Annotated in this window: 17 protein-coding genes; 11 read left to right on the top strand and 6 right to left on the bottom strand. The window is 60.1% G+C overall.

Going from position 1 to position 19,442, the window contains the following annotated elements:
- The first annotated feature begins 154 nt into the window (after positions 1-154).
- Genes FN828_RS03110 through FN828_RS03130 form a run of 5 tightly spaced genes read left to right on the top strand, consistent with a single transcriptional unit; the run spans position 155 to position 6,298 of the window.
- Positions 155-1,981 carry an ABC transporter ATP-binding protein gene (locus tag FN828_RS03110; protein ID WP_268987194.1) on the top strand — a complete coding sequence of 609 codons (1,827 nt, stop codon included), beginning with the start codon at positions 155-157 and terminating at the stop codon, positions 1,979-1,981.
- Positions 1,982-1,988: 7 nt separating this feature from the next.
- The gene (gene argE, locus FN828_RS03115) at positions 1,989-3,146 is read left to right on the top strand and encodes an acetylornithine deacetylase (protein ID WP_142491927.1); all 1,158 of its coding nucleotides are present in this window, start codon (positions 1,989-1,991) and stop codon (positions 3,144-3,146) included.
- Positions 3,147-3,161: 15 nt separating this feature from the next.
- Positions 3,162-4,322, top strand: a complete 1,161-nt coding sequence (locus FN828_RS03120; RefSeq protein ID WP_142491928.1) for a M20 aminoacylase family protein — start codon at positions 3,162-3,164, stop codon at positions 4,320-4,322.
- A gap of 15 nt (positions 4,323-4,337) precedes the next feature.
- Positions 4,338-5,501: a M20 aminoacylase family protein gene (locus FN828_RS03125; protein ID WP_142491929.1), complete on the top strand. Its 1,164-nt coding sequence runs from the start codon at positions 4,338-4,340 to the stop codon at positions 5,499-5,501.
- A gap of 38 nt (positions 5,502-5,539) precedes the next feature.
- Positions 5,540-6,298, top strand: a complete 759-nt coding sequence (locus FN828_RS03130) for a hypothetical protein (RefSeq protein ID WP_142491930.1) — start codon at positions 5,540-5,542, stop codon at positions 6,296-6,298.
- A 6-nt stretch (positions 6,299-6,304) separates the two neighbouring features.
- On the opposite strand, the gene FN828_RS03135 is transcribed toward FN828_RS03130, so the two are convergent.
- From FN828_RS03135 to moaA, 3 genes are read right to left on the bottom strand one after another with little or no spacing between them, the layout of a single operon-like run.
- On the bottom strand, positions 6,305-7,330 hold the full coding sequence (locus FN828_RS03135) for a polysaccharide pyruvyl transferase family protein (RefSeq protein ID WP_142491931.1): 1,026 nt from the start codon (positions 7,328-7,330) through the stop codon (positions 6,305-6,307).
- Positions 7,331-7,390: 60 nt separating this feature from the next.
- Positions 7,391-8,662 (bottom strand): 3-deoxy-D-manno-octulosonic acid transferase, encoded by a 1,272-nt coding sequence (locus tag FN828_RS03140; RefSeq protein WP_142491932.1) that lies wholly within the window; start codon positions 8,660-8,662, stop codon positions 7,391-7,393.
- 2 nt (positions 8,663-8,664) lie between these two features.
- Positions 8,665-9,672, bottom strand: a complete 1,008-nt coding sequence (gene moaA, locus FN828_RS03145) for a GTP 3',8-cyclase MoaA (protein ID WP_142491933.1) — start codon at positions 9,670-9,672, stop codon at positions 8,665-8,667.
- Between the two features lie 82 nt (positions 9,673-9,754).
- On the opposite strand from moaA, the gene FN828_RS03150 reads away from it, so the two are divergent.
- Positions 9,755-10,207 carry a hypothetical protein gene (locus FN828_RS03150; protein ID WP_142491934.1) on the top strand — a complete coding sequence of 151 codons (453 nt, stop codon included), beginning with the start codon at positions 9,755-9,757 and terminating at the stop codon, positions 10,205-10,207.
- 16 nt (positions 10,208-10,223) lie between these two features.
- Here FN828_RS03150 and FN828_RS03155 read toward each other — a convergent pair whose 3' ends face one another.
- From FN828_RS03155 to glmU, 3 genes are read right to left on the bottom strand one after another with little or no spacing between them, the layout of a single operon-like run.
- Positions 10,224-10,907, bottom strand: coding sequence for a DNA alkylation repair protein (locus FN828_RS03155; protein ID WP_142491935.1), 684 nt, complete (start codon positions 10,905-10,907; stop codon positions 10,224-10,226).
- Entirely contained in the window at positions 10,904-12,727 is a 1,824-nt protein-coding gene (gene glmS / locus FN828_RS03160; protein WP_142491936.1) for a glutamine--fructose-6-phosphate transaminase (isomerizing), read from the bottom strand. Before glmS ends, FN828_RS03155 begins: the two co-directional genes overlap by 4 nt.
- The gene (gene glmU / locus FN828_RS03165; protein WP_142491937.1) at positions 12,727-14,082 is read right to left on the bottom strand and encodes a bifunctional UDP-N-acetylglucosamine diphosphorylase/glucosamine-1-phosphate N-acetyltransferase GlmU; all 1,356 of its coding nucleotides are present in this window, start codon (positions 14,080-14,082) and stop codon (positions 12,727-12,729) included. The genes glmS and glmU overlap by 1 nt, the downstream gene beginning before the upstream one ends.
- Before the next feature lie 136 nt (positions 14,083-14,218).
- On the opposite strand from glmU, the gene FN828_RS03170 reads away from it, so the two are divergent.
- The 5 genes from FN828_RS03170 to FN828_RS03190 all read left to right on the top strand — a co-directional run bounded on the left by FN828_RS03170 (position 14,219) and on the right by FN828_RS03190 (position 19,439).
- The gene (locus tag FN828_RS03170; protein ID WP_142491938.1) at positions 14,219-14,896 is read left to right on the top strand and encodes an HAD-IA family hydrolase; all 678 of its coding nucleotides are present in this window, start codon (positions 14,219-14,221) and stop codon (positions 14,894-14,896) included.
- On the top strand, positions 14,893-16,086 hold the full coding sequence (locus tag FN828_RS03175; protein WP_142491939.1) for a DegT/DnrJ/EryC1/StrS family aminotransferase: 1,194 nt from the start codon (positions 14,893-14,895) through the stop codon (positions 16,084-16,086). The genes FN828_RS03170 and FN828_RS03175 overlap by 4 nt, the downstream gene beginning before the upstream one ends.
- A 211-nt stretch (positions 16,087-16,297) precedes the next feature.
- Entirely contained in the window at positions 16,298-17,689 is a 1,392-nt protein-coding gene (locus FN828_RS03180; RefSeq protein ID WP_142491940.1) for an MATE family efflux transporter, read from the top strand.
- Positions 17,686-18,114, top strand: coding sequence for a glyoxalase superfamily protein (locus tag FN828_RS03185; RefSeq protein ID WP_142491941.1), 429 nt, complete (start codon positions 17,686-17,688; stop codon positions 18,112-18,114). Before FN828_RS03180 ends, FN828_RS03185 begins: the two co-directional genes overlap by 4 nt.
- A gap of 161 nt (positions 18,115-18,275) precedes the next feature.
- A complete protein-coding gene (locus FN828_RS03190; RefSeq protein ID WP_142491942.1) occupies positions 18,276-19,439 on the top strand; it encodes an isovaleryl-CoA dehydrogenase in 1,164 nt (387 codons plus the stop codon).
- Positions 19,440-19,442: the final 3 nt, after the last annotated feature.

Here is a 19,442-nt window from a genome sequence, read left to right on the forward strand (position 1 = left end):
GATCGGTGCCGCCGCGAATGATCAAACTCCAAACCAAATGATCAAAAATTGCAAGCACCTGTCGGATTGACCTAGGGATAATGATGTTAGCGGTTTGACTCCGGTTGTCTGCTGTCTGTAGCGTCTGTGTCATAATCAGACTACGAACAGGGAAATGGTGATGCTGGATCAGCCTATCGCCTCGATCGAGAATCTTCGCGTCGAATTTCAAACAAAAGATGGCCCCGTGGTGGGGGTCGAAGATGTGTCCTTCAAGGTGAATGCGGGGGAAACTGTCTGCATTGTGGGCGAATCCGGGTCCGGTAAATCGGTATCCAGCCTGTCCTTGATGCGGTTGGTGGAATTCGGGGGCGGTGAAATTGCAGGCGGTCGCCTGATTTTTGATCGCAAGGATGGCAAGGAACTGGATTTGGCAAAGGCCGATCAATCCTTGATGCGGACCATTCGCGGCAATGAAATCGGCATGATTTTTCAGGAACCGATGACGGCGCTGAATCCGGTGTTCACCGTGGGTCGCCAGTTGACCGAAGGTTTGCGCCTGCACAAAGGCATGTCCAAGACGCAGGCCGAAGAACGTGCCTTGGAATTGTTGCGGCAAGTGCGCATTCCCGAACCCGAACGCCGCCTGAAACAATATCCACATGAATTGTCCGGTGGGATGCGTCAGCGCGTGGTGATTGCGATGGCGCTGGCCTGTGAACCGCGTCTGTTGATTGCGGATGAACCGACAACGGCGCTGGACGTGACCATTCAGGCCGAAATTCTGGCGCTGATGAACCGGCTGAAACGGGAAACCGGCACGGCGGTGATGTTCATCACGCATGACATGGCCGTGGTGGCGCAGATGGCGGACCGGGTTGTGGTCATGTTCCGGGGCAACAAGGTCGAAGAAGGTACGGTCGAACAGATTTTTGAAAATCCCCAACACGACTATACCAAGGCGCTACTGGCAGCGGTTCCCAAACTGGGCGAAATGACCGGCAAGGCATTGCCCGAACCGATGAAGCTGCTGGGGCGCGAACAGGGGCGGATTGAACCCATCGCGGGGACGGATAAGCCGCTGTTGACCGTGCAAAATCTGGTCACGCGTTTCCCGGTGAAGGGCGGATTTTTCCGCCAGACCATCGCCAATGTTCACGCGGTCGAAGACGTGTCCTTTACCCTGAACAAGGGGCGCACGCTGTCCTTGGTCGGGGAATCGGGCTGTGGCAAATCCACGGCGGGACGGTCGATTTTGCGGTTGGTGCAACCGCAATCGGGGCATGTGAATCTGGATGGCGTCGACATCATGGCGCTGGATCAAAAGGGGCTGCGCAAGGCCCGGCTGGATATGCAGATGGTGTTTCAGGACCCGTTCGCCAGCCTGAACCCGCAAATGCAACTGGCCGATCAGGTGGCCGAACCGATGCGCAACTATGGCACCCACAAGGGCAGCGAGTTGATGGACCGCGTCGCCATGTTGTTCGACCGGGTGGAATTGCCGCGCAGTTTCATGCGCCGCTTCCCACATGAAATGTCTGGCGGTCAGCGTCAGCGGATCGCTATTGCCCGCGCCTTGGCCCTGAACCCCAAGCTGATCATCGCGGACGAGGCGGTTTCGGCGTTGGATGTGTCCGTACAGGCGCAGGTGTTGAACCTGATGATGGAGCTTCAGGCGGAACTGGGCCTGTCCTTCCTGTTTATCAGTCACGATATGGCGGTGGTGGAACGGGTCAGCCATGACGTTGGCGTTATGTATCTGGGCCGGATCGTGGAACTGGGGCCGCGTCAGGCGGTGTTTGAAAATCCGCAACACCCCTATACGCAGGCATTGATGAAGGCCGTGCCGATTGCCGACCCGCATAACCGGGCGCTGGAGCGGGATTTGAATTTCAAACCCATCCCATCCCCGATTCATCCGGCGGATTATGTGCCAGCCCCCTCGGAATATACCGAGGTCAGCCCCGGCCATTTCATTTTGACAACTGACAGCGGATATTGAGGATAAAATGCCCGCGCGATTATCGCCTTATGAGATCATGGAAAGGCTTGTGGCCTTTCCGACCGTTAGCCGTGACACCAACCTGCCGCTGGTCGATTGGGTCGAGGACTACCTGAACAGCCACGGCATCACAGCCCATCGTTATTATAACGAAGACAACGACAAAGCCGCGATCTTCGCCCATGTCGGGCCAGAGATTGAGGGCGGTGTCGTGTTGTCCGGCCACACCGATGTGGTGCCGGTAGATGGGCAGCCCTGGGCCTCGGACCCGTTTACGGTGGTGGAACGGGACGGCAAATATTACGGGCGCGGCTGCTGCGACATGAAAGGCTTCGATGCGCTGGCGATCTGGGCCTTGGTCGAAGCGCATCACAAGGGCGTCAGCCGCCCGCTGCAACTGGCGCTGAGCTTTGACGAAGAAATCGGCTGCACCGGCGCGCCGCCCCTGATCGAACGGATGCTGGAAACCGTACCAAAGGCCAGCGCGGTGATCGTGGGTGAACCGTCCATGTTGCAGGCCGTGACCGCACACAAAGGTGGGCGGGCGTTCTGGGTACATATGCACGGGTTCGAGGTGCATAGCTCGATCATGCACACCGGCGTGAATGCCATCATGTACGGGGTGAAGCTGATCGACTGGGCCAATCAGGTGAATGCCGAAAACATGGCATGCACGCCTTCGGATGTGGCGGGCCTGTTTGAACCCCCTTGGACAACCGCGCATGTGGGGCAGATCAGCGGCGGCACCGCCCATAATATCACCGCCAAAGATTGCGAATTTGGCGTTGATTTCCGGGTGGTCCCTGATGAAAACCCCGAAGAATGGCGCAATCGCTTTTTGGCAAAAGTGGCCGAGGTCGAAGCCGAAATGCAGGCTGTCGTTCCGCAAACCCGGATCGAGATCGTCGAAAAATTCGGCTTGCCGGGATTGGCCCCCGAACAAAACGGAGAGGCCGAGGCACTGGCGCGGCAACTGACGGGCGACAATGCCAATCACGTTGTCAGCTATGGCACCGAAGCCGGGCATTTCCAGACTGCGGGGTATTCTGCGGTGGTCTGCGGGCCTGGGGACATCGCGCAGGCGCATCAGCCGGATGAATACATTACGGTCGATCAATTCAACAAAGGCCACGCATTCATGCGCCGCCTTCTGGATATTCTGTAAGGAAAGGAACGGCTTATGCCCATCAAAAACAGCTTTGCAGAGATGCACGAAGAAATCACCGCATGGCGGCATGACTTCCACGAAAACCCCGAAATCCTGTTCGAGGTGCATCGCACCGCTGGCATCGTGGCCGAAAAGCTGCGGGAATTCGGCTGTGATGAAGTGGTCGAAGGGATCGGCATCACGGGCGTGGTGGGCGTGATCAAGGCGGGCAATTCGGACAAGGTGATCGGGCTGCGCGCGGATATGGACGCGCTGCCCATGACGGAAATCACCGGGTTGGATTATGCCAGCAAAATCCCCGGCGCGATGCACGCCTGTGGGCATGATGGTCACACGGCGATGTTGCTGGGCGCCGCGAAATATCTGGCGGAAACCCGTAACTTTGACGGCACCGTGGTTTTGTTGTTCCAACCCGCCGAAGAAGGCGGCGGCGGCGGCCTGAAAATGGTCGAAGACGGCGCAATGGATCGCTGGAACGTGCAAGAGGTCTATGGCCTGCACAACATGCCGGGGCTTCCGGTGGGGGAATTTGCCATTCGCCCCGGCCCGATGATGGCCTCGGCTGATGAATTTGAAATCATCGTTACGGGCAAGGGCGGACATGCCGCACAACCCCATGATGCGATTGATACCACGCTGGTTTCCAGCCATATCGTGATTGCGCTGCAATCGGTGGTGTCGCGGAACGTGGACCCGGTGAAACAGGCGGTGCTAACCGTGGCAACGCTGTTGACCGAAAGCGATACCCAGAATGTCATTCCGCAAACGGCCAAGCTGCGCGGCACCGTGCGCTGTTTTGAACCCGAAGTGCGCGATCTGATTCAGGAACGACTGACCGCCTTGGCGACATTGACCGCCGAAGCCTATGGCGCGACGGCGAAGGTGGATTATCACCGCGGCTATCCGCCCACCGTCAACGCCGAAGAACAGACCCAACACGCGATTGATGCCGCGCAGGCGGTGGCAACGCATGTGGAAACCAACACCCCGCCGATCATGCCTGCCGAGGATTTTTCCTACATGCTGGAGGCGCGACCGGGGGCTTATATCTTCATGGGGAATGGCGACACGCCGATGTGTCACCACCCTGCCTATAATTTCGACGATGCGGCAATCCCGCTGGGGTGCAGCTTTTTTGCCGAACTGATCGAACGACGTATGCCGCGCGGATAACTGAAGGATACTATCATGCCCGTTAAAAACCGATTTGCTGAATTGCAGGACGAAATCACCGCTTGGCGGCGCGATTTCCACGAAAACCCCGAAATCCTGTTTGATACCGTGCGCACCGCTGGGATCGTGGCCGAAAAGCTGCGGGAATTTGGCTGCGATGAAGTGGTCGAAGGGATCGGCCGTACCGGCGTTGTCGGTGTGATCAAGGGAGAGCAGACCGGATCGGGCAAGGTGATCGGGTTGCGGGCCGATATGGACGCGCTGCCCATTCTGGAACAGACCGGGTTGGGCTATGCCTCGAAAACGCCGGGGGCAATGCACGCCTGTGGGCATGATGGGCATACCGCAATGCTGATGGGGGCGGCGAAATATCTGGCCGAAACCCGCAATTTTGACGGCACCGTGGTTGTGATTTTCCAACCCGCCGAAGAAGGCGGCGGCGGTGGCAAGGAAATGTGCGATGACGGCATGATGGATCGCTGGGGCATTCAGGAAGTGTACGGGATGCACAATTGGCCGGGGCTGCCGCTGGGGCACTTCGCCATTCGGCCCGGCGCGTTTTTCGCCGCCACTGATATTTTCGAGATCGAGTTCGAGGGGCGCGGCGGTCACGCAGCCAAACCGCACGAGGTGATTGATACAACGGTGATGGCCTCGCAGGCGGTGTTGTCGATCCAGACCATTGCCAGCCGCAACGCCGACCCGGTGGATCAGGTCGTGGTGTCGGTGACGTCGTTTGAAACCTCGTCCAAGGCGTTCAACGTGATCCCGCAGCGCGTAACCCTGCGCGGCACCGTCCGCACGATGAGCGCAGAAATGCGCGATCTGGCGGAAACCCGCATCAATGAAATTTGCAACGGTGTGGCGGCCACCTTCGGTGGTGTGGCGCGGGTGGATTATACCCGCAACTATCCGGTGATGGTGAACACCCCCGACCAGACCGATTTCGCGGCTGATGTGGCTCGGTCGGTCAGCGGCCAATGCGAAGATGCCCCGCTGGTCATGGGCGGCGAAGATTTCGCCTTCATGCTGGAAGAACGCCCGGGCGCCTATATTCTGGTGGGCAATGGCGATACCGCGATGGTTCACCACCCGGAATATAATTTCAACGACGATGCCATTCCCGCTGGCTGTAGCTGGTGGGCCGAGGTGGTTGAACGCCGGATGCCAGCGCAGTAAACGGGCGGTTAATTTGCCTGTTTCCTGAAAGGAGCATCATGCCTGGCATCTTCAAAGCCATGCGTCAGGCGGCTGCCTTGGCCCGCTACCGCGCCGTGGTGAAACGGTTTGACGATGCCACAGCGGCGTTGCCCTGTGCGTTCTGGTGGGAAAAGGCGCCCTTGCGAATGGAATTGCCAGTGACCGCCCTGCGGATGCAGGGCGGCTTCACCTATGGGGCGGACCACCCATTCGTTCGGGCTTTGACGGATGGCAAAGACGCCTTGGCCGCGTTTTATGCAGGGTTCGCGCCTAGCAATCTGTCGGATATGTATGGCTTGGGGGACGATGCTGGCGGGGCGTTGCCGCCTTATGTTTTGCCGTGGCGCATGGTGCTGAAGGATCGTCCGCCGGGGGGCGAGAAGGGATTGCCAGCCAGTCATGGGGTGGCATTTTACGGTCCCTGTTCCGCGCAGAAAATCGCGTTGGAAACACGACGCCTGTCGCGCGTGGCCGAGGCAATTCGCAAATCTGGATTTAACCCGGACAAGCATGGCGATATCGAAGGGCATTTTATCACGGACGGACAGCGCACCTGTTTTTTCGTGATGGGGGGCAAGCATCGTGCGGCGGTGCTGGCCTATTTGGGGGAAACTCATATCCCGGTGCGTTTGCGTCCGGGGCGCATGGCGATCATGGACACGCGCGAAGTCACCCATTGGCCGCTGGTGGCTGATGGCACCATGACGGCCCAGACCGCCCGCGCCATTGCCGAAGTATACCTGACCGGGCGCGGCATGTCGGATGTTGTGGGATAACGCTGCCTAGCTGTTTTGGCGTTGATGATCCTGCGCCATTGCCGCCAATTCATTGAAAAGATGTTCGGAATCAGCCTGTGCCTTTTGACGAAATGCGCGGATTTTTTCCAGTTCCACAGCGGTAAATTCGGTCGTCTGAGGCAGCGAAGATAGCTGATCGGCACCGATGATCCGATGCGTATCCAAGCCCGCATCCCGTAATAATTGTTCGATTTTCGAGGCGTTGGAGGTCAGGGCCAGAAATGGCGTTTCTGTCAGCATGGACAGACACACCGCATGAAACCGCCCGGTAATATGCAACCGCGCTGCGGCGATTTCAGACAAATAACCCTGTTCGGTCAGCGGCATCAGAAACCGTGGCGCACGAAGCACCCAGACAGCATTGTACAGCCTGAACAGCGCACCCCGCAGGATGCCCCCCAAAAGAGGTAATCGCCAGATTTTGCCGCGCAGGGTTTTGGTTGGGATAAAGCGGCAATCCGGTATCCGACTGGCGGCTTGCGCCAGAACACGGCGTTTTTCCAGTCGCACGCTATCACCGACGATGGTGCCGTGGCGGGGGGCATTCGGCACTTCGGAGGGGTCGGAGAGCGACAGATCAGGCAGCCAGCGCACAGGACCGCCGCTATCTTGGGCCATGCGGGCGGCACTGGCGCTGTCGCGGGCCACCAACAAGGTGAAGTGCCGAAGATACGCGCCCCAGTCTGCAGGGTTTTCCTCGTATAGGGCGTTGATCAGCGCCACCGGGGTTTGCCCCCGCGCGGGATGGGTGGCGACGCGCAACAATGCCTCACCGGCGGGTTTGCCGTGGTGGATTGTGCCTTCGCCATTGATGACAATCAGATCGGCACGCCGCATTGCGTCCAGAAAATCCGCGTCATTTTTCCAATCATGGCGGGCCGGGCTGCGGGCGATGATGTCAATTCCCCTGTCCTCCAGCGCTTGAACCAGCAACCGCATCACCCGCGCGCATCCGTGATGGTAGCGGGTCGAGGTATCGTTCATCACAACGGCGGTGGGGGTGGCGGGCATGGGGGCTGGTCCGGTCTGTTGCGTGCGACCCTAGGCGGGTGGCGTCAGCTGGGCAAGAGGTCAGGGCAGGATTGGGCGCAGATGGTTCAGCACGGCGGGGCGTATCCCGGCCATTTCCGCCATCAGGTGTTGGCCGGTGTCCTGCATTTGGGTCAGGGCGGGGCTGTTCGTCAGTGCGATAACGGCTTGGGCCAGTTCGCCTGCTGTGTTCACCTGTTGCGCTGCGCCATTCTTATCCAGTTTGGCGTAATCGTGTTGAAAGTTGCGCACATGCGGGCCGTGCAGGATTGCGGTTCCCAGTTGTGCCGGTTCAAACGGGTTATGCCCCCCCTGCATGGTAAAGGAAGCCCCCATGAAGGTGATCGGAGCCAGCGTGAACAACAGACCCAGTTCGCCCAGCGTATCGGCCAGATAGACTTGGGTTTGGTCTGTGATGGGCTGGCTTTGGGACCGGATCGCATGGGCAATGGTGCGGGCGGTCAGCATGTGGTCCAGTTCTGCCCCCCGTTCAGGATGACGTGGCGCAAGGATCAGCAGCAGGTCGGGCAGGTGGGCCAGCGCCTGTTTGTGGGCATCCAGAACCTGCTCTTCTTCGCCGGGGTGGGTGGAGGCCGCCAACCAGATTGGGCGGGCTTTGATCTGTTGCTTTAGAATTTGCAGGGCTTCGGGGTCGTGTTCAAGTGGGGCAGTGGCGGCTTTCAGATCGCCGGTGGTGGAAATTCGGTCAGCAGGCAAGCCAAGCGCCAAAAGCTGATCGCGGGTCTGATCATCCTGTGCCGTCAGGCGGGTAAAGCAGGACATCAGATAGCCCATTGTTTTTGGCGCTTTTTCCCGGCTAGAGGACGGGCGCGCATTGATCAGCGCCAAGGGGATGCCGCGCGTGTGTGTTTCCAAAACCAGCCGGGGCCAGATATCGCTTTCGATAAAACAGGCCAGATCGGGGTGCCAGTGATCCAGAAACCCCTGAACGGCGGCGGGTGTGTCGATGGGCATGAATTGATGGATAGCCCCGGCGGGCAGGCGTTTTTCCGCCAGCGCGGCAGAGGTTTGGGTCATCGTGGTGAACAGGAGCGTCGCCCTGGTTTCCGAATGCAGATCGCGGGCCAGATCCAGTGCGGACAGCAGTTCACCAACCGATGCGGCATGCAGCCAGATCAATTTGCCGTTGGGGCGGGGCCGGGTGGCACGACCCAACCGTTCCGCCATCCGTTCCGGGGGACAACCCAACCGGGTGTGCGCCTTGCGGGCGCGGCGGGTCAGTACGCCGGGCAGCAGGCGCGTCAGGCCAAGATACAGTTGCAGGATCATCGGCCTGCGCCAGAAGGCGGGCATGATCAGCCGCCGGTGTGGCTCATGTGGCGGGACATTTTGCCTGCCACTTCCTGCCGCGAATAATCGAAATCATGCCCCTTGGGTTTCAGGCCGATTGCCGCACGAATGGCGGCTTCCAGCGGGGCATTGTCATCGGGGCTGTTGCGCAGGGCGGGGCGCAGGTCTGCCATATCTTCCTGTCCCAGACACATGAACAATTCGCCGGTACAGGTCAGGCGCACACGGTTACAGCTTTCGCAGAAATTGTGGGTCAGCGGTGTGATAAAGCCGACTTTCTGCCCGGTTTCTTCCAACCGGACATACCGCGCGGGGCCACCGCTGCGTTCGGCCAGATCGGTCAGGGTGTATTGCTGCGCCAGCGTTGCCCGCAGATCCTTGAGCGGCCAATATTGATCCAACCGGTTTTCATTGCCGATATCGCCCATCGGCATGACCTCGATAAAGGTCAGGTCCATGTCGCGGGATTTACACCATTCCACCATTCGGAACAGTTCATCCTCGTTAAACCCTTTCAGGGCGACGGCGTTGATTTTCACGCGCATTCCGGCCCGTTGCGCCGCGTCGATCCCGTTCAGAACCTGCGGCAGGCGGCCCCAGCGGGTGATGTCGGCGAATTTTTGTTCGTCCAGCGTATCCAGCGATACGTTCACCCGGCGCACCCCGGCGGCATACAGATCATCGGCAAACCGCGCCAATTGCGATCCGTTGGTGGTCAGCGTCAGTTCCTTCAGCGCGCCCGTGTCCAGATGGCGAGACATGTCCTGAAAAAACGTCATGATCCCGCGCCGGACCAGCGGTTCCCCCCCGGTAATGCGCAGCTTTTCCACGCCCATGCCGATGAAGCTGGTGCAAACGCGATCCAGTTCTTCCAGCGTGAGCAGCTCTTTTTTCGGTAAAAAGGTCATGTTTTCCGACATGCAATAAACACAGCGGAAATCGCACCTGTCGGTGACGGAAACACGCAGATAGGTGATTGCGCGCAGGAAGGGGTCAATCAGGGGTGCTGTCATGCAGGGAAACTATGCGCGGAACCCCGCCACGGCAAGGGCGGATGTCGTTGATTGTGATGTGCTTTGGTCCTAACCTGTCCGTATGAAAACAATTCTGACCGCCGTTATGACCCTGACATTCGTGGCCGGGTGTACCCCGATGGAAAAAATCGGATTGGACTGGCCCGCAAAACGGCCGGATACGCCGGTTCCTGTCGTGCGGGAAAATCCCATTATGCCACTACCAGAGGTGGGGGATAGCCCGCCAGTGCATGACGAGGACGCCGGGCAAGTCCCAACGGGCAAGGGGCTGTTGGGGGTGACGGTGGCATCCTTGGGTGATCCGTCGCGGGGCGGGATATGGATCGAAACACCGCTGGTCAGCACCCCCGCCAAAGGGCGCGTGACCTATGTGAAATCGGGCCGCACCGTGAAGGTGGACTTGATCCCGATCAGTGGCCCAGTGACCGCAGGAAGCCGCTTATCGCTGGCTGCGATGCGGTTTCTGGACGCGCCCCTGACTGGTCTGCCCGAAGTTCAGGTTTACCGCGACTAAACTGGAACGGGGTAGGTCAGGGTTTGGGCAGGTATTTCCCGGCTTCCTTGCGGGCAAAGGGTTTCATCTGGTCACCGTAGCGATCCAGAAACGCGGCACTGCGCGGGGCATCGTGTTTGGATAAGTCCCGCAGCCACCAGGCAATCGCCTTTTGCATGAACCAATCGCGGTCATCCACATAACGGGCGCACCAGCGCAGCACGCGGTCGCGGATTTCAATATCCGTGGGCTTGGGGTTGTTCTGCTTGGTCCACGGCAGGGTGATTACCAGCGCGGCGCGGCGGGTCCACATATGGGTGGAATGGGTCCAGTCCTCGACCTCGGACACGCGGGTGGGGTTGGCCAGCAGACGTTTTTGCCCCGCCATACAGACGTGATCGGCAATCGCCCAACTGTCGAATTGTGGCACCCATGACTGGATCAAAATCCATGTCTGTTCGTCATCCTTGATCCGGGCCTGCGTCAGCAATTTGGCGGCGGCGATGCGGGCCTCGAATATATCCGTGTCCCACAACGCACGCGCCAGATCGACGCGTTCAGGCACCGGCAGGGTATTGCGCCAGCCGGTTGTCAGGTCATTCAGCGCCGGGTTGGGAATGCCCAGCACATCCCTCGTTTGTTTGTGATAGGTCCGCATTGCCTCGGCCCGACCGGGTTCGATATGGGCCTTCAATTCTGTCAGCGCATCGTCCAGCGTCATTCCACTGTCACCGATTTCGCCAGATTGCGGGGTTGGTCCACATCGGTGCCTTTGGCGATGGCGGTGTGATAGGCCAGAAGCTGCGCCGGAACGGCATACAGGATCGGGGCCAGTACCGGATCGACCTGCGGTAGCACGATGGTTTCCCATGTGTCACTCGCCGCCTCGGCTGCGCCAGCGGCATCGGTGATCAGCAGCACCTTGCCGCCACGGGCCAGCACCTCTTGCATGTTCGATACGGTTTTTTCAAACAGCGTATCGCGCGGGGCCATGACGACCACGGGCAGGGCGTTGTCAATCAGGGCAATGGGGCCGTGTTTCAATTCGCCCGATGCGTAAGCCTCGGCATGGATGTAGCTGATTTCCTTGAGTTTCAGCGCGCCTTCCAGTGCCAGAGGATACATCAGGCCGCGCCCCAGAAACAGCACGTCCGAGGCTTCGGCCAGCTTGCGGGCCGCGCGTTCGGTGGCGGCGTTCTGATCCAGCGCATGATTCAGTGTGTTGGGCAATGCGCGCAGATGCGCCAGCAGATCGGCCAGACGATCCGGCGTGATGGTGCCACGCTGTTCGGCGGCTTTCAGCGCCAGCATCAGCAGCACGGTCAACTGACAGGTGAATGCCTTGGTCGAGGCCACGCCGATTTCCGTTCCGGCCAGAATGGGCAGCGCCAGATCGCTTTCCCGCGCGATCGAGCTTTCGGGGACATTGACCACTGAAACGATCTGATCCGCCTTTTCGTGGCAATACCGCAGCGCGGCCAGCGTGTCGGCGGTTTCACCCGACTGGCTGACAAACAGCGCCACGGTGCGGGGGGTAATCGGCGGTTCGCGGTAGCGGAATTCGCTGGCGATATCCACCTCGACCGGCAATTGGGCCAGTTGTTCAAACCAGTATTTCGCGGTCAGGCAGGCATAAAACGCGGTGCCACAGGCGACCATCGTCAGCCGGTCAATCGCGGTGAAATCCAGATCATCTCCGGGCAGGGCGACGCTGTTGCCATCGGCGGACATATAGTGGCGAATGGCTTCGCCGATCACGCTGGGCTGCTCGGCAATTTCCTTTGCCATGAAGTGCTTATGCCCGCCCTTGTCCACACGGGCGCTGTCCACCTCGATCCGGCGCATGTCGCGGTTCACCAGATTTCCGGTGGCATCGCGGATTTCCAGCGAAGTGCGGGTCAGGACGGCCCAATCGCCTTCTTCCAGATAGGTGATACGATCCGTCAGCGGGGCCAGCGCAATGGCATCGGACCCCACGAACATTTCTCCGTCACCGTGACCGATTGCCAGCGGGCTGCCCTTGCGGGCGGCGATCAGCAAATCCTCTTCGCCGTCGAACAGAAACGCCAGCGCAAAGGCACCGTGCAGGCGCCCCAGCGTCAGGCGGGCGGCCTCTACAGGGGTGTTGTCTTCGGCCATGTAGGATTGCACCAGCAAGGCCACGGTTTCAGTGTCGGTTTCGGTGACAAAGTGAAAGCCCTTTGCCGCCAGTTCGGCCCGCAATTCGCGGAAGTTTTCGATGATCCCGTTATGCACCACGGCCACCGGCCCCGCCTGATGTGGGTGGGCATTGACGACCGAGGGCGCGCCATGCGTGGCCCAGCGGGTGTGGCCGATGCCGGATTTGCCCGGCAGCGGATCATGAACCAGCAAGTCCGACAGGTTCACCAGCTTGCCCACCGCGCGGCGGCGATCCAGATGGCCACCGTTTACCGTAGCAATCCCGGCGCTGTCATAGCCGCGATATTCCAGCCGTTTCAGGGCTTCGACCAGAATGGGCGCTGCTTCGTGGTCGCCCAGAACCCCTACAATACCGCACATTATTCAGCTCCTTTTTGGCGCTTTTCTTTCTGTTTCTTTAGAATATCAAACAATTTTGTGGCCAGTCCCGGTTTGTTCACCTGTTTGGCACGGGCCAGGGCCAACGCCTCGTCCGGGATGTCGGTTGTGATGACAGAACCGCTGGCCGTCATGGCGCGGTGGCCGACACGCACCGGGGCCACCAGCATCGTGTTGGACCCGATAAAGGCATTCGCGCCGATTTCCGTATGGTGCTTCATCACCCCGTCATAATTGCAGGTGATCGTCCCCGCGCCGATATTGGTGGCCTTTCCGATCGAGGCATCGCCGATATAGGTCAGGTGGTTGGCCTTCGCCCCTTCGTCCAGATAGGCGTTCTTGATCTCGACAAAGTTGCCGACATGCACATCCTCGGCCAGTTCGGCACCGGGGCGCAGGCGGGCAAAGGGGCCGACAATGGCGCGTTGGCTGACATGGCAGCCTTCCAGATGGGAAAAGGCGCGGATGCGGGCGTTGGATTCCACGGTCACATTGGGGCCGAACACCACGTTCTGTTCGATCACCGTATCGCGCCCCACCACGGTATCGTGGGCAAAGAACACGGTTTCCGGGGCCAGCAGGGTCACGCCGTCCTCCATTGCGATCTGGCGGGCGCGGGATTGCCATGCGGTTTCGGCGGCAGCCAGTTCGGCGCGGGAATTGATGCCCAACGTTTCGGATTCATCGCAGGTGACAGCCGTGGCGGACAGGCCGCGTGTGCGGGCCAGCCCTACGATGTCCGTCAGGTAATATTCCCCGGCGGCGTTATTGTTGTCTACGGCGTCGATCAGGCTGAATAGCGTTTCGCAATCGGCACAGATCACGCCCGAATTACACAGGGTTATGGCGCGTTCCTGATCTGTGGCGTCCTTATATTCCACGATCCGTTCCAGCGCGGTACCGTCCATCACCAGCCGCCCATAGCGGTCCGGATCGGCGGCGGTGAAGCCCAGCACCACCACGTCATGCCGGGCGCGGGCTTGTACCATTGCTTCCAGTGTTTCGGGCTGGATAAAGGGCGTGTCGCCATACAGCACGATGACATCGCCGCTGAACCCTGCCAGTGCTTCGCGGGCTTGGGCGACGGCATGGGCAGTGCCGTTTTGTTCAGCTTGCAGGGCGAATTGGGTGTCTTCGTCCCATTCACGGGCTGCCTGTTCCACCTGTGCCGCGCCGTGGCCGGTGACAATCACCGTGCGTTCGGGGGCAACGGCGGCCCCGGCTTTCATCGCGTGGATCAGCAGGGGCGCACCGGCGATCTGGTGCAGCACCTTGGGCAGGTCGGAATTCATGCGGGTTCCCATGCCTGCGGCAAGGATAATCAGGGCCGTGCTCATGCCATATCTCTTGTTGTTTTTGCGTTGCGCCCGTTTTATCCGCTTGCGGCTGGCACGCAAGGCCACGATGCTTCACTTGTGATTGCGGGATGTGACAAAGCTGCGCGAAAAGGCGCTGAAAAGGGGGCGGCAGGCGATGAAAACGGTAATTTTCGATCTGGACGGGACGCTGGCGGATACAAGCGGCGATTTGATTGCAGCGGCGAATGCCTGTTTCCGGCAGATGGGGGCGGGGGATGTGCTGTGCCCGCAGGGCGATGCCGGTACGGCGTTCCGGGGTGGCAAGGCGATGCTGCGGCTGGGGTTGGAACGGCTGGACCATGCGGATGTCGAAGCGCAGGTCGAACAGTGGTATCCCGCGCTGCTAGAGGCATACGCCGCCGACATCGACCGCCATACCGTGCTGTATCCCGGCGTGATGGAGGCGGTAAATGCGTTGCAGGCTTCCGGCTACAAGGTGGGGATTTGCACCAACAAGCCCGAGGCGCTGGCCGAAACGCTGATGCAGCGGTTGGGCGTGCGGGCGGCCTTTGCGTCGCTGGTGGGGGCTGATACGCTGCCGGTGCGCAAACCCGATCCGCTGCCGCTGCGCGAGGCGGTGCTGCGCGCCGGGGGCGACCCGGAACAATCGGTGCTGATCGGTGATACGGTGACAGATCGTAAAACCGCCGCCGCGATGGGGGTGCCTTGTGTGCTGGTGACATTCGGCCCCGATGGGCGCACGGTCGAGGATTTGTCGCCCGAAGGGTTGCTGGATCACTATGACGATCTGCCCGGCCTTGTGATGTCCCTGATCGGAAAGGCCGCCGCATGACCGAGGTTTTCACCGGCGCTTTTACTCAGCAAGAGCCGATCCCCGAAGAGGGGATCGAGGCGGCGCTGCGTGTGATGCGATCCGGCCGGTTGCATCGCTACAATACCGTGGGTGACGATCCGGGTGAAACCGCGTTGCTGGAACAGGAATTCGCCGCCGCGATGGGGGTGGAGTATGCGCTGGCGGTGGCCTCGGGCGGGTATGCGCTGGCTACGGCGCTGCGGGCGGTTGGCATCAAACCCGGCGACAGGGTGCTGACTAACGCGTTTACGCTGGCCCCGGTGCCGGGGGCGATTGCCGCCGTTGGGGCGGTGCCGGTGTTTGTGGGAGTAACCGAAAATCTGGTGATTGATCTGGATGATCTGGCTGCCAAGGCGGATCAGGCGGATGTTCTGATGCTTAGCCATATGCGCGGGCATCTGTGTGACATGGATCGCCTGCTGAAGATTTGCCGCGCCGCGAATGTGATCGTGATCGAAGATTGCGCTCACACGATGGGCGCACGCTGGAACGGGCGGCTGTCGGGAACCGATGGGGTGATCGGGTGCTATTCGACCCAGACGTATAAACACATGAATTCCGGCGAGGGTGGCTTGCTGATCACAAATGACGCGCAGGTGATGGCGCGGGCGGTGATGCTTTCGGGGTCGTATATGCTGTATGGGCGGCATCTGGCGGCCCCCGATCCGGCGGTATTCGAGGCGGTGAAATACGATACGCCCAACATATCGGGCCGGATGGATAACCTGCGCGCCGCGATCCTGCGCCCGCAACTGCGTGATCTGGCGCAGCAATGCGACCGCTGGAATGCGCGGTATCAGGTGGTCGAAGATGGCCTGCGCAACACCCCCGGCCTGACTGTGATCGACCGGCCCAAGGCGGAATATTATGTGGGGTCGTCGATCCAGTTCCTGCTGCTGGACTGGTCCGAACAGGCGGTGCAACAGGTGTTGAGCCGCTGCGCCGCGCGGGGGGTGGATCTGAAATGGTTCGGCGGCGCGGAACCTACGGGGTTCACCAGCCGCTACGATAGCTGGCGCTATGCCCCGTCCGATGCAATGCCAGCCACGGACCGGGTGCTGAAAGGGATCGTGGACATGCGCCTGCCGCTGACGTTTTCGGAATCCGATTGCGCCCTGATCGCCCGTATCATCCGGGCCGAGGTTGGCGCGGTCTGGCAGGCGGGGTGATCCGCCCGGTCTGGGGGGTAGGCCAAGAAGCTTGACGCGGCGGGGGCGTTTGGCTATCTGCGGGGCAGGCCGCTGACGCCTGCCACCCGCGACATTTGTCTTGGTGAAGTTCGGCAGATCACTGTCTTTGTTTTCCTCCACGCATATCGCGCGGATGGCAACGCGGGTCCCATCCTGAAATTGCGCGATCCGTGCCAGAGGATGACGGGACATGACGGAACCCCCTAATAATTCATTTTTGACGGCCCCCTTGGGGCAAACCTATGCCAAAACGGCGCTGCCGATCATTTTTGTGATGGGCATGAACGGACTGCTGGCTGTGGCCGATGCCTTGTTTCTGGGCCATTATGTCGGGGCGCAGGCCTTGGCGGCGGTGACGCTGATGTTCCCGGTCTACATGCTGATCGTGGCGCTGGCGACGCTGGTTGCCAGTGGCATGTCCAGCCTGTTGGCGCGGCATCTGGGGGGCAACCGCCTGCCGCAGGCGCAGGCGGTTTTCGCCGGGGCGCATGGGTTGGCGCTTCTGATGGGGCTGTTGCTGATTGTGCTGTTCATGCTGTTCGGGCGTCCGATGGTTCTGTTGGCGGCAGCCGGGTCCGGGGAACTGGCGCAGCTTGGCGGGGTATACCTGCGGATCACGGTGCTGTTTTCCCCGGTGCTGTTCGTGTTGTCGGTCAATTCCGACACGCTGCGCAACGAAGGGCGGGTGGGCTTTATGGCCGCGATGAGCCTTCTGGTTTCGCTGGCCAACATTGGTTTTAACTATATCCTGATCGCACATCTGGATATGGGTGTCGCCGGATCGGCCTATGGCACCGTATTGGCGCAGGTCTTGGCCCTGCTGATTATTACAGCCTTCCGGGTGCGGGGCGGGACGCTGCTGCATATCTCGGTTTTGGGACGGCATAGCCTGTTGCATGGTTGGGGGCGGATATTGGCCCTTGGGGCGCCGCAAAGTCTGAGCTTTATTGGGCTTTCGATGGGATCAGCGGGGATTATCGCAGCTTTGCAGATGGTCAGCGCCCCCGGTTATGATGATACGGTATCGGCCTATGGGATTATCACGCGGGTGATGACCTTTGCGTTTCTGCCGCTTTTGGGGGTGTCTCATGCGATGCAGACCATCACCGGCAACAATTACGGGGCGGCGTTGTGGGACCGGTCCAATGGCAGTCTGCGCTTTGCCCTTGGGGCGGCGCTTGTCTATTGCGCATTGGTGCAGGGGACCGTTACCCTGTTCCCGGCGCAGATCGGGGCGGCCTTTGTGAATGACGCCGCTACCATTGCCGAAGTAACCCGCATCTTACCCGTGATGACGCTGTGTTTCACGATCTCTGGCCCGCTGATGATGATTGCCATGCATTTTCAGGCGGTTGGGGATGCCCGGCGGGCTGCTTTGCTGGGGTTGGCCAAACCGTATCTGTTCGCGCTGCCGCTGACTTTTGTTCTGGCGCTGTGGATCGGAGAAGGCGGCATCTGGCTGGCCGGGCCACTGGCTGAACTGTGTCTTCTGATGCTGACGATTGGTGTGCTGACAGGCACCGCGCGCCGGAAATCGTTGCGCTGGGGGATTTTTGAAACCGGAACAGGAGAAACCGCATGAATACGCAATTGCCCCCCCTTTCGCAGGCCAAGGCACAGGCCAAACGCCTGCGGGCGGAACTGGCGGATCAAGGCACCGAAATCAGCCATGCGCAATCGCTTGAACTGGTGGCGCATCAGAACGGGTTCCGCGATTGGAACGCCTTTCACGCGGCCATCGGCAATCGCCCGCCACCTGCATGGACACCGGGCGGGCGGGTCGAAGGCAGCTATCTTTCGCAGCCTTTCAAGGCCACGGTCGTTTCCGTCACCATGCTGCGACCGGGCTGGTTCCGGTTGGCGCTGGAACTGGATGAACCTGTTGACGTGGTGACGTTCGACAGTTTTTCCAACTATCGCAAACGGGTGCATTGCGTGATTGGCCCCTTGGGCATGACGCAAGAAAAGACATCGGACGGAACGCCCCATGTCATTCTGGAGTGCTGATTGCGGGCGATCCTATGATGCCCGGCGCCCGGCTGTGTGCGTATGGCCGGGCGTCCCTCGATAGCGTGGAAAATACTGCGTCATCATTTTTGTTGACGCGACTCGGGTCGGCGTGGCAAATAATGAACAACTGTTCAATAATGCGGTCGGAGGAGTAGGCCATGTTCAACGCGGTGATGAAGTACGATCTGGGCGAGGATGTGAATGCGCTGCGCGAAATGGTGCATCGCTTTGCACAAGAACGTATCAGGCCGATGGCGGCCAAGATCGACCAAGACAACGAGTTCCCGCATGAATTGTGGGAAGAAATGGGCGAACTGGGCCTGTTGGGTATCACCACCCCCGAAGAATACGGCGGCGCGGGCATGTCCTATCTGGCGCATGTGATCGCGGTCGAGGAAATCGCGCGGGCGTCGGCCTCGGTTTCATTGTCCTATGGTGCGCATTCCAACCTGTGTGTGAACCAGATCAAACTGAACGGCACGCACGAGCAGAAGATGAAATATCTGCCCGGCCTGATTTCCGGCAAAAACGTGGGTGCGCTGGCGATGTCAGAACCTTCGGCCGGATCTGACGTGGTGTCGATGAAGCTGAAAGCCGAAAAGCGCAATGGCTACTATGTGCTGAACGGCAATAAATACTGGATCACCAACGGGCCGGATGCCGATACGCTGGTGGTCTATGCCAAGACCGACCCCGAGGGGGGCAGCAAGGGCATCACCGCCTTCATCGTGGAAAAGTCGATGACAGGGTTCAGCACGTCGAAACATTTCGACAAGCTGGGGATGCGTGGCTCGAACACCGCCGAACTGATCTTTGATAACGTCGAAGTGCCGTTTGAAAACGTGCTGGGCGAAGAAGGCAAAGGCGTGCGCGTTCTGATGTCGGGGCTGGATTACGAACGCGTGGTTCTGGCCGGGATCGGCACCGGGATCATGGCCGCCTGTCTGGACGAGGTCATGCCCTATATGGTTGAACGCAAACAGTTCGGTCAGCCGATTGGGAATTTCCAGCTTATGCAGGGCAAGCTGGCCGATATGTACACCAAGATGAACTCGGCCCGCGCCTATGTTTACGAGGTGGCCAAGTCCTGTGATCGGGGCGAAGTGACCCGTCAGGACGCGGCGGCCTGCTGTCTGTATGCGTCAGAAGAAGCGATGGTTGTGGCGCATCAGGCGGTGCAGGCCTTCGGCGGTGCCGGATACCTGAGCGACAACCCGGTTGGCCGGATTTTCCGCGATGCCAAGCTGATGGAAATCGGCGCAGGCACCAGCGAAATCCGCCGGATGCTGGTGGGCCGCGAAATGATGGCGGCAATGGGCTGACCC

It is taken from the genome of Thalassovita litoralis (genome assembly GCF_900182725.1).
GTDB classification, from domain to species: Bacteria; Pseudomonadota; Alphaproteobacteria; order Rhodobacterales; family Rhodobacteraceae; genus Thalassobius; species Thalassobius litoralis.